General features: G+C 66.6%; 15 protein-coding genes and 1 tRNA gene. 12 read left to right on the top strand and 4 right to left on the bottom strand.

The genetic code is table 11. From position 1 onward, the window contains the following. Nucleotides 1–99: 99 nt before the first annotated feature. The 6 genes from cmk (at nucleotide 100) to QSK25_RS43280 (ending at nucleotide 4,963) form a co-directional block, all read left to right on the top strand. Nucleotides 100–786 (top strand): (d)CMP kinase, encoded by a 687-nt coding sequence (gene cmk / locus QSK25_RS43305; protein WP_285647375.1) that lies wholly within the window; start codon nucleotides 100–102, stop codon nucleotides 784–786. Continuing rightward, entirely contained in the window at nucleotides 783–1,415 is a 633-nt protein-coding gene (locus QSK25_RS43300; RefSeq protein ID WP_285647323.1) for a lysophospholipid acyltransferase family protein, read from the top strand. Before cmk ends, QSK25_RS43300 begins: the two co-directional genes overlap by 4 nt. Further along, a complete protein-coding gene (gene der / locus QSK25_RS43295) occupies nucleotides 1,412–2,833 on the top strand; it encodes a ribosome biogenesis GTPase Der (RefSeq protein WP_285647321.1) in 1,422 nt (473 codons plus the stop codon). The genes QSK25_RS43300 and der overlap by 4 nt, the downstream gene beginning before the upstream one ends. 138 nt (nucleotides 2,834–2,971) lie before the next feature. Continuing rightward, nucleotides 2,972–3,604: a response regulator gene (locus QSK25_RS43290; protein ID WP_285647320.1), complete on the top strand. Its 633-nt coding sequence runs from the start codon at nucleotides 2,972–2,974 to the stop codon at nucleotides 3,602–3,604. Continuing rightward, entirely contained in the window at nucleotides 3,604–4,716 is a 1,113-nt protein-coding gene (locus QSK25_RS43285) for a sensor histidine kinase (protein ID WP_285647372.1), read from the top strand. The genes QSK25_RS43290 and QSK25_RS43285 overlap by 1 nt, the downstream gene beginning before the upstream one ends. Nucleotides 4,717–4,889: 173 nt before the next feature. Further along, nucleotides 4,890–4,963: transfer RNA gene (locus tag QSK25_RS43280), tRNA-Pro, on the top strand. A 118-nt stretch (nucleotides 4,964–5,081) separates the two neighbouring features. Here QSK25_RS43280 and QSK25_RS43275 read toward each other — a convergent pair. Then, nucleotides 5,082–6,248 carry a tyrosine-type recombinase/integrase gene (locus QSK25_RS43275; protein WP_285647319.1) on the bottom strand — a complete coding sequence of 389 codons (1,167 nt, stop codon included), beginning with the start codon at nucleotides 6,246–6,248 and terminating at the stop codon, nucleotides 5,082–5,084. Between the two features lie 15 nt (nucleotides 6,249–6,263). Then, on the bottom strand, nucleotides 6,264–6,851 hold the full coding sequence (locus QSK25_RS43270) for a hypothetical protein (RefSeq protein WP_285647318.1): 588 nt from the start codon (nucleotides 6,849–6,851) through the stop codon (nucleotides 6,264–6,266). A gap of 100 nt (nucleotides 6,852–6,951) precedes the next feature. Here QSK25_RS43270 and QSK25_RS45530 point away from each other — a divergent pair, with 100 nt between their 5' ends. From QSK25_RS45530 to QSK25_RS43245, 6 genes are all read left to right on the top strand, one after another. Then, nucleotides 6,952–7,209, top strand: coding sequence for a helix-turn-helix domain-containing protein (locus tag QSK25_RS45530; RefSeq protein WP_352237061.1), 258 nt, complete (start codon nucleotides 6,952–6,954; stop codon nucleotides 7,207–7,209). Next, the gene (locus tag QSK25_RS43265) at nucleotides 7,202–7,426 is read left to right on the top strand and encodes a helix-turn-helix transcriptional regulator (protein WP_090069411.1); all 225 of its coding nucleotides are present in this window, start codon (nucleotides 7,202–7,204) and stop codon (nucleotides 7,424–7,426) included. The genes QSK25_RS45530 and QSK25_RS43265 overlap by 8 nt, the downstream gene beginning before the upstream one ends. Before the next feature lie 4 nt (nucleotides 7,427–7,430). Beyond that, nucleotides 7,431–8,600, top strand: a complete 1,170-nt coding sequence (locus QSK25_RS43260; RefSeq protein ID WP_285647316.1) for an AAA family ATPase — start codon at nucleotides 7,431–7,433, stop codon at nucleotides 8,598–8,600. Between the two features lie 38 nt (nucleotides 8,601–8,638). Next, the gene (locus QSK25_RS43255; RefSeq protein WP_285647315.1) at nucleotides 8,639–9,100 is read left to right on the top strand and encodes a plasmid mobilization protein; all 462 of its coding nucleotides are present in this window, start codon (nucleotides 8,639–8,641) and stop codon (nucleotides 9,098–9,100) included. Between the two features lie 176 nt (nucleotides 9,101–9,276). After that, nucleotides 9,277–10,644: a relaxase/mobilization nuclease domain-containing protein gene (locus tag QSK25_RS43250; RefSeq protein ID WP_285647314.1), complete on the top strand. Its 1,368-nt coding sequence runs from the start codon at nucleotides 9,277–9,279 to the stop codon at nucleotides 10,642–10,644. A 171-nt stretch (nucleotides 10,645–10,815) separates the two neighbouring features. Continuing rightward, nucleotides 10,816–11,235 carry a hypothetical protein gene (locus tag QSK25_RS43245; RefSeq protein WP_285647313.1) on the top strand — a complete coding sequence of 140 codons (420 nt, stop codon included), beginning with the start codon at nucleotides 10,816–10,818 and terminating at the stop codon, nucleotides 11,233–11,235. Between the two features lie 218 nt (nucleotides 11,236–11,453). Here QSK25_RS43245 and QSK25_RS43240 read toward each other — a convergent pair whose 3' ends face one another. Continuing rightward, a complete protein-coding gene (locus QSK25_RS43240) occupies nucleotides 11,454–12,110 on the bottom strand; it encodes a YdcF family protein (RefSeq protein WP_285647309.1) in 657 nt (218 codons plus the stop codon). Nucleotides 12,111–12,121: 11 nt separating this feature from the next. Beyond that, on the bottom strand, nucleotides 12,122–13,357 hold the full coding sequence (locus QSK25_RS43235) for a helix-turn-helix domain-containing protein (protein ID WP_285647370.1): 1,236 nt from the start codon (nucleotides 13,355–13,357) through the stop codon (nucleotides 12,122–12,124). Nucleotides 13,358–13,826 lie beyond the last annotated feature (469 nt).

Genomic DNA, 13,826 nt, shown 5'->3' with positions numbered 1-13,826 from the left:
CAGACCGTCCCGGTGCCGGTGTGAGCGTCCGCACCAGGCACAATGAGGGCCGTGGGTGTCTCGAGGGGAGCTGCTGTGGGCCAGGGTCAGTTGCGCGGTGTGGTCGCTCTCGACGGACCGGCCGGCACCGGCAAGTCCACCGTGGCCAAGCGCGTCGCCATGGCGCTGGACGCGCGCTACCTCGACACCGGCTCGATGTACCGCGCGATCGCGCTGGCCGTCCTGCGCGCCGGCGTCGACCCGGCCGACGAGGACAAGGTCAACGCGGTCGCGGAGAACACCGTGCTCGTCGTCGGCACCGACCCGCAGAAGCCCGGCATCACCCTCGACGGCGACGACGTGGCGTCCGAGATCCGCGGCCCCGAGGTGTCGCTCGCGGTCTCCCCGGTCTCGGCGACGAAGCACGTGCGCGAACTCCTCGTGGCCCAGCAGCGCACGATCATCGCGGACGCCGTCGACCACGTCGGCGGCATCGTCGTCGAAGGCAGGGACATCGGCACGGTCGTGTCGCCCGACGCGCCGCTGAAGGTCTACCTGACGGCGTCGGCCGACGCCCGCGCCGCGCGCCGCACCAAGCAGGACAGCGCCGCCGGTCGTGCGTCCACTGTGGACGCGGCGCTCGCGGACGTGCAGCGGCGCGACAAGTACGACTCGTCGCGCGCCGTGTCGCCGATGGTGGCGGCGGACGACGCGGTGGTGCTCGACAACACCGACCTCGACCTCGCGGGCACCATCGACGCGCTGATCGGTCTCGTGGAGCAGCGCGGGCTGCGGGTGACCGGGTGAGCGTTCCCGAGGGGACGGTGCCCTGGTTGTTCGACTTCGGACGCTGGATCGGGCGCGTGCCCTACGTCTGGCAGTTCCGGCTGCGAGTGCACGGCGCCGACCGCGTACCCTTGAGCGGCGGCGTGGTCGTCGTCGCCAACCACAGCTCGATGTCTGACGGGCCGATCCTGTTCGGGGCACTGCCCCGGCGCGTGACGTTCCTGATCAAGCAGGAGATGTTCAAGGGCGTCGTCGGCCACCTGCTGCGCAAGATCGGGCAGATCCCCGTCAAACGGGGTGAAGCCGACCGCACGGCGCTGGTCGCCGCGCAGTCCGTGCTCAAAGCCGGTGGCGTCATCGGGATCTTCCCCGAGGGAACGCGCGGCGAGGGCGACGTGGCGAGCGCGCAGAACGGTGCCGCGTGGCTCGCCAAGACCTCCGGTGCGGTGGTGCTGCCGATCGCCTGCCGCGGCACCTACCAGGCCAAGGGCTGGCGGCCCGAGGTCGACGTGCTGATCGGTGAGCCGTTCCACCTTCCCGAGGGGAAGGGGCGAGCGGCCCTCGGCGTTGCCACCGAGCAGGTGCGCGATCGCCTGGCGACACTGGTCGCCGAACTCGATGGACTTCGTGTGAGTGAGGGAAGACGATGACGGACCTGGACGGCACCTGGGAGGACGAGGCCGACTGGTCAGCCTTCGACGACCTCGACGGCGGTGACGGCGAGGAAGCAGCGCCGCCGCAGCCGGTGCTCGCTGTGGTCGGACGGCCGAACGTCGGCAAGTCCACGCTGGTCAACCGCATCATCGGCCGCCGTGAGGCCGTGGTGCAGGACGTGCCCGGCGTGACGCGCGACCGGGTCGCCTACGACGCGCTGTGGAACGGCCGCAAGTTCACCGTGGTCGACACGGGCGGCTGGGAGCCGGACGCGGTGGGCCTGCAGGCCTCCGTCGCCGCGCAGGCCGAGCTCGCGATGGCGACCGCGGACGTGATCCTGCTGGTCGTGGACGGATCGGTCGGCGCGACGTCGACCGAGGAGGCCGTCGCGAAGGTGCTGCGCCGGTCGAAGAAGCCCGTGATCCTGTGCGCCTCGAAGGTCGACGACGACCGGCTGATGGCCGACATCGCGTCGCTGTGGTCGCTGGGCCTCGGCGAGCCGTACCCGGTGTCCGGCCTGCACGGCCGCGGCTCCGGCGACCTGCTCGACGTGATCCTCGAGCGCCTGCCCGAGACCCCGCGCGACGACTTCGGCGGACGGGGCGGCGGCCCGCGCCGGGTCGCGCTCGTCGGCAAGCCGAACGTCGGCAAGTCGTCCCTGCTCAACCGCCTGACCGGCGAGAACCGCTCGGTCGTCGACTCGGTCGCGGGCACCACCGTCGACCCGGTCGACTCGCTGGTGGAGCTCGACGGCGAGATCTGGCGCTTCGTGGACACCGCGGGCCTGCGCAAGCGGGTGAAGTTCTCCGGCGGCGCCGAGTACTACGCCTCGCTGCGCACCAAGTCCGCGATCGAGACCGCCGAGGTCGCGGTCGTGCTGCTGGACGCGCACGAGCCGTTGGCCGAGCAGGACCTGCGCGTGCTGACGATGGTCGTCGAGTCGGGCCGCGCGTGCGTGCTGGCGTTCAACAAGTGGGACCTCGTCGACGAGGACCGCCGCACCGAGATGGTCCGCGAGCTCGAACGCGGCCTCGTGCGCGTGCCGTGGGCGGACAAGGTCAACATCTCGGCCCTGACCGGCCGCGCCGTGCACAAGCTCGCGCCGGCGTTGCGCGTCGCCCTGAACTCGTGGGACACCCGCGTCCCGACCGGCCGCCTGAACCAGTGGCTGACCGAGCTCATCGCCGCGACCCCGCCGCCCGTACGCGGCGGCAAGCAGCCGAAGGTCCTGTTCGCGACCCAGGCCTCGACCCGCCCGCCGACGTTCGTGCTGTTCACGACGGGCTTCCTGGAGGCGTCGTACCGGCGGTTCATCGAGCGCAAGCTGCGCGAGGAGTTCGGCTTCGAGGGCAGCCCGGTCCGCATCTCCGTGCGCGTGCGCGAGAAGAAGAAGGCCGGCGCCGGCAAGAAGTAGCTCTCCGGAGCTTCTTCGCGGTTCCTCCGTAGTTCCTCCACGGCTCGTGCGTGGTTTCTCCGTGGTTTTCCGTGGGTTTCCGGGTGACGACCCGGCCGACTGGTTGCCCTTTGGCATGGGGTGCGGTTGGTTGGGTTCGTGGCCGTACGAGTGGTGCTAGCCGACGACGAGGCCCTGCTGCGGCGGGGCCTGAAAGTCCTCCTCGAAGCCGACGGGCGCGTCCAGGTCGTGGGCGAGGCCTCCGACGGCGCCGAACTGGTCGAAGCAACCCTGGCGCACCTCCCGGACGTGGTCCTGGTCGACGTCCAGATGCCAGGCGTGGACGGCCTGGAGGCCGTGCGGAGGCTCAGGACCTGGGCCACCCCACCGGCGATAGCCGTGCTGACCACGTTCGACCTCGACGACTACGTGGCAACAGCCCTGGACCTCGGCGCCCAGGGCTTTCTGCTGAAGGACGCGGAACCCGAGGCCCTCGTCCGCGCCGTGGTAGACCTCGCAGCAGGCGGCGCAGTCCTGGACCCGCGCATCACCGCGCGCCTGCTCCCACGCCTGCGAGGCTTCCGGGCCAACCGCCAGCTCGACTCCTTGAGCGCCCGAGAACGCCAAGTCCTCGAACTGGTCGCAGCAGGCCGCTCGAACCACTCCATCGCCGAGGAACTCTGCCTCTCCGAGGCCACCGTCAAGAGCTACGTCTCCACCGTCCTGACCAAACTGGGCGTGGAAAACCGCGTGCAGGCCGCCCTCGTGGCCCACCAGGTGGGCGTCTGGTGATGAAGCCGGTCCTACGCGAAGTCCTGACCGTAGGCGTCACCACGGGCGTGGTCCTCCTGACCCAGGATCGCCCGTTCACCTGGTCCCTCTGGACCGCCGTGGCAGCCTCGTTGCTGCTCCCAGTACGCCTCCGCTGGCCGTGGCTGGCCTCCCTCCTCTGCATCCCCGCGGTAGCGGGCGGCCTGGGCTGGGCCCCGGCCCTGGTCGCCCAGTACCGCCTGGGCCGCAAGGAGAAGTCCATCCCGGTCCAGCTCTTCTGGGTCCTCCTGATGACAGTGGCCTCCATAGCCCCGGTCCTCATGACCCAGACAATCCCAATAGGCCCACTCCTGCTGGCAACAGCCTTCGCCTTCGGCCTCGCGGCAGCCCCCACGGCCCTGGGCGCCCTGATCACCACCCGCAAGGACCTGACCCAGTCCCTGTACGAAACCCGCAGAGCGCGAGCAGCAGAACTAGAAGCCCAGGAAACCTCAGCCCGTGCCGCGGAACGAGCCCGCATAGCCCGCGAAATCCACGACGCGGTAGGCCACCACGCCACCCTGATAGCCGTGGAGTCAGCAGCCCTGGCCGCCACCGCCCCGGACGAGGCAGTTCGCGAAACAGCTCTCCGTCTGCGAGCCCTGGCAAAGGAATCGCTGGCCGAAATGCGAGCGGCCCTGGGCCTGCTGAACTCCGACACCACCTACCCGTCCCTGCAAGAACTGATCGACAGGGCCCGAGTCGCCGGCGTAGCCGTGACGATCTCCGAAACAGGCGACGCGGACCTCTCCCCGGCAGTGTCCCGAGCCCTGTTCCGAGTGGTCCAGGAGTCCCTGACCAACGTGACGAAACACGCCCCGGGCGCCGCCGTGACGATCACAGTGGACAGAGCCTCACCAGTACGAGTGACCGTCGTAAACGGCCCAGGTGACCTCCCCTCCCTGGGAGAAGGAGGCGGCGCGGGCCTGCACGGCCTATCAGAACGAGTCCGCCTGGCAGGAGGCACCCTCACCACCTCCTGCAGGCCAGACGGGGGCTTCAGCGTCAGCGCGGTCCTACCGCCCGGTAAGTCGAAGGTTGACGGACAAGACTCGACTTTCGGAGGTGGCGCCGCAGCCGCCGCCACCGCATAGTTCCAGGTGTCGGTCGAGGATCGGGGGATCGGTCGGACCGAGGGACGCGGGGACCCGAACTTCGGGTCCCCGCCGTATTTCCGCAGCTAGAGGCCCTTGTCGGGGGTCGTTTTTGATCTCTGTCCGCAGTGTTGTAGGATTTCTCATGCACGCCGGGAAACCGGAAGTGTGGCCGGGACGTGGCGCAGTTTGGTAGCGCACTTGACTGGGGGTCAAGGGGTCGCAGGTTCAAATCCTGTCGTCCCGACGGTCGAAGTATGGCGAAAGCCCAGGTCAGGGCCTTGGATCACTACGGTGAGACAAGGCCCTGACTGCGTTTTTAGGGCCGCTATCCCACAATTTCTCACGAACGCTTGTACTGCTTCTCAGCCGAGCAACTCGTCCAGTTGGTTCGCGGCTTCTTTCAGGTGCTCGGCGTTGGGGTGGATGTAGACCCGCTTGGTGAAGCTCAGGTCAGCGTGTCCTGCCCAAGCGCTGACAATGACGTCGGGGACGCCGGAGGTGGCCAGATAGGTCAGGCAGGCGTGCCGGGCGTCGTAAGGCCGGACCTTCCGGACCTTCGCCTGGGCCATCAGCTTGTAGATCGCCCGTCTGAACTTGTCCGTCTTCCATGCCGCACCCAGCTCGTCGACGAGCACGAACCCTGAGCGGTCGTAGGCGTCGCCTGCCCTCATCGCCTCGCGCGCTTGGCGGGCTTTGATGGCCTTCAAAGCTGCGTGGAGCGGCTTGGGCAGCGGCAACCTGCGTTTGCCCTTCTCGGACTTCGGGCCCTTCTCCTCGACTTCGCCGTCGACGAGCGTCCGGGTGAGCTCCACGGACAACGTCCCGGCTTCGAGATCGACGGCTGACCAGCGGAGTCCGCACACTTCGGCAGGGCGCATCCCGATCAGCGAAAGCAGGACCGGGGCGTGCAGTCTGTGGTCCCGGATCGCGGCGAGGAACTGTCTCACCTCCATCTCACTCCAGGGCACTCGCTCAGCTGCAGCCGCTGCGGCCTTCCGGCGTGCCTCACGGGGAATCTGGGTGTACTGGGCGACGTTGCGCACGACCAACTTCCGTCGCACCGCGATGTTCAACGCGGCCCTGAAGCGGCCGAGAGTCAGCTGGACCGACCGGACGCCGAGTCCACTGCCGACTTTGCCGCCACGCTTGCGACCGGAAGTGAGCATCCAGCTCACCAGGCCGTCTACGTCTTCTTCGCTGAGCTGTTGAAGGCGCTGATGGCCAAGTCGTTCCCGCACCGGCAGAAGCGCATCGGCGTAGTTCGACGCCGTGGCTTTCTCGACATCGATCGTCGCCGACGTCAGCCAGGTGTCGAGCCACTCCGCGACGGTCATCTTGTCCGGCCCGACAAACGTTCCCTCGTCGGTCTGGTGTTTGATCTTCGCGTACTCGGCGCGGGCTTCCTTCCGAGTGTCATAGGTCTTGGTCAGCTGCTTGCGCTTGCCGTCTGGGTCACGCCCGACGTCGATCACGAACCGGTACCTGATGGTCCCGTCTTTCAGCTCGATCTTCTTGATCGGATCCCCCATGTCTCCCCTTGGCGATCAGTCCCCCTCGGTCTCGCCCAGAGGGGAAAGGATTCCTAGCTCGCGAGCTCGGCGGATGTACCGAGCGACCTGCGTGCGTGAACGGTTCATGACGTTGGCGACCGCCACGGCGGGTGCCCTGTTGCCCCTGGACACGGCCTCCGCGTAGATCAATGCGGCGCGCCGGGCATCGTCATCAGCTTGCGTGCGAGTGCGCTGATCTGCGCTCGGTGCGGCGTCGCTGCGGTCCGTTGGTTGTACAGCGCCAGGCGGGAGCGTGGCGAGCCATTCCTCTCGCTTGGAGGCCGGCACCGTGGCTTCCTCCACCGCCCGCTGCACGAGTTGGTCGATGAGGATCTGCCTCATCACCGACGTCGTGACTGGAGTCTTGGTGCTCGCTTGGACCTTTACTGAGATCGCGACGGGGCGAAGGTCAGCCCCGACGAACACCTCGAGGACCACCGCCGCCGGTGGATTCTCCAACTGGAAGTTGGCCTGGAAGCGGTTCGGTATCGCGGTGTTCGGCCCCGTGGACAGATAGCCGCCGGGGGCCAGTTCGTCGATGCTGACCCAGGCGATCTCGAAGTTCTTCGGCAGGCGAGGCACGGCAGAACGATACGACCTCCCTCATCGTCAGTGACCGGACGACTACAAGCTATGTCATCGCGGTGGCATAGTCAATGTCTTTGAGTCTATCGTGCATGGCATGGCTATCGGGGGAAAGGCTCTGGCGGAGCGATCCGCAGAGCTTCGTGAATGGATCAGGACCGGGAGGGCGCGTCAGCTACGCGTCGTTGCCGGTCTCAGTCAGGCGCTGGTCGCCCAGGATTGTGAGGTCACGGCGTCCACTGTGCACCGCTGGGAAACAGGTGATCGGTTGCCTCGTGAACGCAACATCTTTGCGTACCACAGCTTCCTGGCTCGTCTGGTCGAGCGCGAGCGGCTGGGGGAGCGCGATGACTAGGCGACAGCACAAGAAGCGCCCGACCTTGGCGGAAATCAAAGCAGAGTGGCCGCCGACCGTCGATGTGCCGACAGCTGGAGAGGCATTCGGCCTGAGTCGCAGCTACTCCTACGAACTCGTTGCACGCGGAGAGTTCCCCGCACGAGTGGACAGGTTCGGGAGCCGCTACGTCGCCTACACCGAGTCGATCATCCGCAAGCTGTCGGCAACGGACTGACGCGATGGCCACGTTCGGGGGACCGGCCATGACAGATGAACCGCCGAGCCGGCGCTTGCGGGTCCGAGCGATTCGCGACGTCGAGATCGTGCAGACGCGGTACGTGTGGAACGACTACCTGCCTGTTGGCGAGGTGTCCTTGTTGGTCGGCAAACCAGGGCTCGGGAAGAGCACCGTTGTCGTGGACCTCGCCGCCAAACTGACCACGGGACAGCTGGACGGCGCCTTCAAAGACGAGCCGCACCATGTCCTCTACTCGACCACCGAGGACTCACCGTCCACTCTGAAGGCCCGCTTCGTCGGAGCCGGCGGAGATCCGGACTACCTGCACCTGGTCGACGTCGTCTACGGCGAATCGGTCGACGGAACACCGCTGATCGTCAACCTCGACCTGGACGCAGCACGTGAAGCGATCGCGGCATGGCAGCCGGTCTTGCTCGTGCTGGATGCGCTCAACTCGTCCTTGTCCGGCCAACTCAACGACAACTCCGTCGTGCGTCCGCAGTTGGAGAAGCTGAAGCTGCTGGCGCACCACACGGGCGCGGCGATTCTGGGAGTCGGGCACTTCCGGAAGGCAACGGCAGGCATCGATCCAGTCGACGCCATCGGCGGCGCTGGCGCGTACACGCAGGTTGTTCGACACGTGTTGGCGTGCGGAGCGGACGAGGACAACTTCGTTCTCTCGGTCATCAAATCCAACATCGTGTCGGTCCCAACTGTCCCGTCGCTTGCGTACGGCACCGAGGCGGTTTCGGTCTCCGCTGACGACGGAGGCGAGGCCACCGTCGGCAGGATTCGCTGGTTGGGAGAGTCGGCGACATCGGTCGCCGACCTTCTCCTACATCCCGCACACGACGACGGTGACGACCGTGCGGACGCCGTCGCGTGGCTCACCGAATACCTCGTCGACTGCGGAGGCGAGGTCGCAGTTGCCGACGTGTTGTCCAACGGAGACCAGGCCGGTTTCTCCAAGGACACGCTGAAACGTGCGAAGTCGAAGGCCAAGGTTCGCTCGCAGAAAGCCGCCTTCGGTGGCGGTTGGGTGTGGCGAATCAGGCTCGAAGGGAGTGCGGAAGAGCGCGAAGGGAGCGGTGCCGGGAGTGCCGCTCCCTTCGATCCCTTGGTGCGCGCTTCGGAGGCTGAACACGGCAACTGGCCGCGGTCAGCAAGTTAGGAATCTGGTAACCGGATCCTTTGCCGCGACAGGGAGCCGTGGCAAACACCAGCGGCGTGCTTGGGGACACGCCGCGCACCATCTCGGGGGAACTGATGACGCACAACAAGAAGCGGCGGCAGCGGCGGGTACAGGGCGGCTCACCTGTCAGCATCCACGTCCGCACCACCAGGACGACCTACAGCCGTCTCGAGATCCAGGCTGAGCTCGCAAGACTGTCGATTCCGCGGTACCTGGTCGAATCGGCACTGCGTGAGTCAGCTGACGGTTGGAGTCTGCGCGAACAACGTTGGTGGGCGGAACGTCTCGACACCGTCGAGACAAGGCTCATCCGGATCGGCGCCAACCTCAACCAGATGGCCGCACGGACCAACAGCACGGGGGAAGTACCAGGTGGGCTTCCAGCAGCGCTGGCCTACTTCACCGCGACCTTGGAAGATCTCAGAACGATCCTCGCTGAGATCGACCCGGCTGACTCATCACGGGATCCGAAGACGTGATCGCCAAAGCGCCGGCGAAAGGCAAGTACGGAGCTGATACTTACGGACTCCTGCGGTACCTCTTCGGTCCGGGGAAGCGGAACGAGCACACCAACCCGCATCTGGTTGCGTCGTGGGATCCCGAATGGCTCTCTGGTGGGGCCTTTGCGCATCGCCACCGAGGTTGGATGGCTCGCTTGGCCCGCGAGATCGATGCACCGATGACCGGACACAACGTGACGCTGCCTGGCGGGCACGTCTACCACGTCGCGTTGTCGATCCCGCGCCAAGACGGAGAACTCGGCGACGGCCGCTGGCGTGAACTCGCGGAGGACGCTGTTGCCCGACTTGGATTCAGCCCCGACGGTGAGGGGCGCGCCGGCTGCCGATGGGTCGCAGTGCACCACGGCCTGAGCAAGGACGGCAATGATCACATCCACCTCGCGGTGAATCTGGTCCGGGGCGACGGCACCGTTGCCGACACCTACCGGGACTGGCCCCGTTGGCGGCAGTGGTGCCTGGACGTTGAACAGCGTCTTGGACTCACCCCGACGTCGCCAGCGAACAAAACAGCGGCAGTGCGTCCATCACGCGCCGAGGTCGAGAAAGCAGTCCGCGGGCCACAGCCTCGACCTAGCCGTGACTTCCTGCGCCTGGTGGTCCGTGCTGCTGCGGCTGAGGCTGCCACGGCGGCGGAGTTCGTTGAGTTGCTGGAGCGGGAGCCGCTGGTGTCTGTGCACGCGCGCTGGGATTCGGAGAATCGGTTGACCGGCTACCGCGTGGCGTTGTTCGCGGACTTGAGCGCGAGTTCGGAAGACGGTCGGGTCTGGTTCGGCGGCAGTCGACTCGCCCATGATCTGTCCGCGCCGAAGTTGATGCACCGATGGGCCAGCATCCGCGGGCCGGCCGATTTGAACGACACGACAGGTTTGTCGCGCAACGCTCATGTACTGGACATGGCTGCGGAGGCGACGCACAGCGCCCGCCGCCACATGAAAACGCTCGTTGAAGCCGAAGACACGTCGGCTGGAAGTGGCGGCGACGACATCGCTCATGCGGCCGCCGACATGGTCATCGCGGTGTCGAAGGCAGTCGACGGACCAGTATCGGGACCGTTGAGTGATGCGGTGGCAGCTTATGAGTGGGTCGCTGTAGCGCCTCATCGCGTTCAGCCCGTTCGTTGGAAGGGCGTTGCCATCGAGTTGCGCCAAGCGGCGCGCTCACTGCTCAAGGCAGGTGTGTTGTCCAGGCGCGCTCGAACCGGCCCAGGGGCGGTAGCCCTCGTGCTCGCTCTTGTTGCACTTGTAGCCGAGATCGCGGCGTGGCGCGAGCAGGCAGGACAACTGCCGCAAGCTGCTGAGGCGCGTCGGGCTGCCGGTCTCTTGAGTTCGCACAGTGTTGCCCAGGGGCAGCGTCCCTCCACAGTGCAACTCGGTTCCTCCAAGATGCCTTCACTCGAGAAGGCGGCCCTGGTCAGGCGACTGAACCAGCAGCCCAGGTCGGGTCGACCCGCGATCGGAGGACATGAACAACCGCGAGGCTCGGATCGCGGTCGGGCGCGGTGATCGAGTTACCGATCCCCAGCCTTCTCAGGCGGTTGGGGATCGGCAACCTGAGTAGATTGACAGCGGCCAGACACGCTCCCCGCCCACTTGTACAGACAGTGACGGTGTCCAGCTTCGGCTCAGTCGCTGCGTCGGGCACTGAGGCCTACCGGGCGCGGGTATCTTCACCGGATGACGGACGTCCGCAGCTTCCGGCACGCCTGTTACGCAGCGGCCCGTCGCACTGGTGGCGAGGTGATCGAGTTCCGCGTCGCCGACGACGTGACACCCAGTTTCCACCAAGGGCTTATCGCCTACCGCGAGCGCACGGTCGCCGTGGCCTGCACGCGCGATTCAGCGGTGCTGGCCCTCGCAGAGTCCCGGACCATCGGCTTCGTCGATGGCGTCGGGGAGTCGGGCCCGCTGACGTTTGTCGACGCCCCTGAACTGATGGCTGTATTGGCCGCGCTGCTGCCGGGGTCTCAGGTGCTCACCCCATCCGAGTTGAACGGCCCGTTCGACGCCGCAACTTGGCCCCACGTCTCGTCGAACGACGTCACGTACTGGCGTCCTGGCACCCTCGGCGAAGCGCTCTTCAATTACTGGGACTGAGGAACGCCGGAATCCCGCATGCGCCGATTGCCGCCGTTACGCCCCGCGCTCACACTGGGCCAGACAGCTCCCGCTAAATGGCCGCCAGTGGGGAATCCGAACTGGCCACTGAGAGTAGAAGGTTCCGAGTCACGCTCTGGCCGAATGCCTCTGTTCTCGAACAACGAAGGCATGCCCTCGGCCGAGTTGTCGAAGCGACGGTTGCGCGTCAGCGGTAGTTAGATCAGGCGGCTGGTGTACCCGGCCGCAACAAGCCTCTGGAACGCGTCGTCCACGTTGTCGGGCATGTCCTGTTCGATGGCGAATCCTCGTCGGGCGTACTCGGTGATGCGCTGGGTGTCGCCGACCAGCATGTTGATCACGCGGTCGACGTCGCCGATGCCAGCGATGTACTCGTCGAGCGGTAGCGGTTGGGACGAGCACACGACGTTGATCTCAGGCCACACTTTGCGGCAGGTCGCATAGGCTCGTCGCTGCTGGTAGGGCCGAGAGATCAGCATGACCGACTCGGGTCGGACTCCCGCCTCGGCAAGGATCTGTCGACTGTTGGTGAGGTTCTGGCTGGTGTTGGTGGCCTGGGTCTCGATGCTGATCACGTCGGCGGGTACGCCAAGGCTAATGGCGTGTTCGCGGTAGTGAACGGCTTCACCGCGAGGGAATCGTTCGATCGTGGTGGGTGCATTGGCGCCGGTGAACACAATGCGCGGGAACATGCCCTGGTGATAAAGCTCGGCGGTATGAGTGGCGACACCGAGGTCGTGACTGCCCAGTCCGATGCCAACGTCGCAGCGTCGAGGTTCGTGACCCATGTCGTGGTATCCCCACAAGGTCTCGACATCCGCGCGCAAGTCTGGGGGAAGCATGGTGGTCGCCATGTCGAGGCACCTTACGGCTGACGAGGGTCGGTGCCGCGAACACCCATCCGGTAAGCCAGTTCTACGGCGCGGGTGGCGGGACGGGGCAGTCTGATCATCTCGCGGACGAGGATGCGGGACAGCCGGTGGTACCGGACTTGTTCAGGTGCGTCCTGCTCAGCGGCAAGGAGCACAGCGAGTGCTTCGTCAACGCGGTTCCACCGGACGTAGGCGCGAGCGGTCTCGATGGCGTGGCGGACGCGCCGTTCGGTCGGAAGACTGCGGGTGTCGACGCGGGGACCGAGGTCGACCGCGACTTGAACGTCCCCGAGTTCCATCGCGGCGGTGACCCGGTGGATCTTGACGTTGGTGGGGCCGAACGCGGTCCACAGGTAGTTCGCGTCGCGGCCGAGTCTGCTTGCGGCCTGGTCTGCCTCGGTGAGGAATGCCGTGGTATCGGCGCGGTCGTCTCGGCGGGATGAGGCGACCGCGCCGGCCAGATGCAGCATTCCGTAGACCGAGAGGTACTCCGGCGTCGCAATGCCGAGGCCGGGTTCGAGGTGGTCTGCGGCGGCTCGGGTCAGCGCGATGGCCTGCTCGAACTCGCCGATGGACAACAGCGCGTGTGCCACCGACCGGTACAGCGAGCCGATCATCAGAATGTCGCCGCTGGTGTTGGCGGCGGCAAGGCCACGGCTCGCAGAGATCGCCGCGAGATCGGCTTCGCCGAGTTTGGTCAGCAACGCGGTGGCCAGCTGGTGGGCAGCAGCCGCGAATGCGTGCGCGCGGAGGCCATCGTCGCTGGTGGTGCCGTAGTGCTGACAGGCAGCCTGGGCATCGGTGATCAGGAGTGGCAGGCGCTGGGTGAGCCGGGCGTAGCGAGAGTTCTGGTAGTCGCTCCACTGCTCATCGAGGTTGATGGCCAGGGTGTCCAGCCGGACCGGCTCTCCTGGCCGCGGGCCAGTCAGGAACTGGCGGTGGTCCATGAGCGCCACCCTGAGTGCGGGAACAGTCCGCCGTCCGGGCTCGTCTGCCCAGGCCATCAGTACCGGTTCGCCGATCAGATCGCCGAGGGCGACGTCGAGCGCGTAGGCAAGGCGGCGCAGCACCGAGAGTCGGTCCAGCGGGAGCACGTCGTGCTCAACCTTTCGCAGCCAGTCCTCGGTGCGACCCACGAGCCCGGCCAGGACGACCTGGGTCAGGCCCCGCCGCTGCCGGTAGAACGCGACGCGTTCCCCGATCGTCATGCCGTCGGTCATTCCTCGCATGGCGTCCACCCTCGCATCCATGCAGGTGAGGACCCCAGAGAAATCCTCCCGGTTCACGCCGCTGGACGTATCTAGCGTCTGCGATGACGCCGTGTGACACCTCACTTGCACGGGCAACGTGTCTGAGCTCGTCCACAAGGGAGCGGCCATGAGCGAGAGGCCTCAACCTGGCCAGTTGGGTGAACACCCGACTCAGTGGTGGGACACCCATGCGGAAGGTACTCAAGGCCGTCCCCGCCCCGGCACACGTGTACTTGTCCGGAACCGAGACGGGGACGTCCGTCAGGCCGGGACCGTGCAGTACTACGAGGGAATCTGGCCACACCAGCACTCTTTCCCCGTCAGGTGGGACCACGGCGTGCACGGGTCGTTGTGCACCAGCCACGAGGACATGCCGCTGGGCTGGGATTACGAGGATCCAGCAGACAAGGCAGCGGCCGTCAGACGTCGCACAGGCCGGTGCAGCGAG

The sequence above is a fragment of the Lentzea sp. NBRC 102530 genome, assembly GCF_030269365.1.
Classification (GTDB): domain Bacteria; phylum Actinomycetota; class Actinomycetes; order Mycobacteriales; family Pseudonocardiaceae; genus Lentzea.
The sequence above is the reverse complement of the archived record's forward strand: the minus strand, read 5'-3'. Positions and strand labels throughout refer to the sequence as shown.

What these genes read in the sequence shown, in the direction of transcription:
- QSK25_RS43275 (WP_285647319.1), bottom strand. Translation starts at nt 6,248, where the DNA reads ATGGGGGATCCGATCAAGAAGATCGAGCTGAAAGACGGGACCATCAGG.
- QSK25_RS43265 (WP_090069411.1), top strand. Translation starts at nt 7,202, where the DNA reads ATGACTAGGCGACAGCACAAGAAGCGCCCGACCTTGGCGGAAATCAAA.
- der (WP_285647321.1), top strand. Translation starts at nt 1,412, where the DNA reads ATGACGGACCTGGACGGCACCTGGGAGGACGAGGCCGACTGGTCAGCC.
- QSK25_RS43235 (WP_285647370.1), bottom strand. Translation starts at nt 13,357, where the DNA reads ATGCGAGGAATGACCGACGGCATGACGATCGGGGAACGCGTCGCGTTC.
- QSK25_RS43245 (WP_285647313.1), top strand. Translation starts at nt 10,816, where the DNA reads ATGACGGACGTCCGCAGCTTCCGGCACGCCTGTTACGCAGCGGCCCGT.
- QSK25_RS45530 (WP_352237061.1), top strand. Translation starts at nt 6,952, where the DNA reads ATGGCTATCGGGGGAAAGGCTCTGGCGGAGCGATCCGCAGAGCTTCGT.
- QSK25_RS43260 (WP_285647316.1), top strand. Translation starts at nt 7,431, where the DNA reads ATGGCCACGTTCGGGGGACCGGCCATGACAGATGAACCGCCGAGCCGG.
- QSK25_RS43240 (WP_285647309.1), bottom strand. Translation starts at nt 12,110, where the DNA reads ATGGCGACCACCATGCTTCCCCCAGACTTGCGCGCGGATGTCGAGACC.
- QSK25_RS43285 (WP_285647372.1), top strand. Translation starts at nt 3,604, where the DNA reads ATGAAGCCGGTCCTACGCGAAGTCCTGACCGTAGGCGTCACCACGGGC.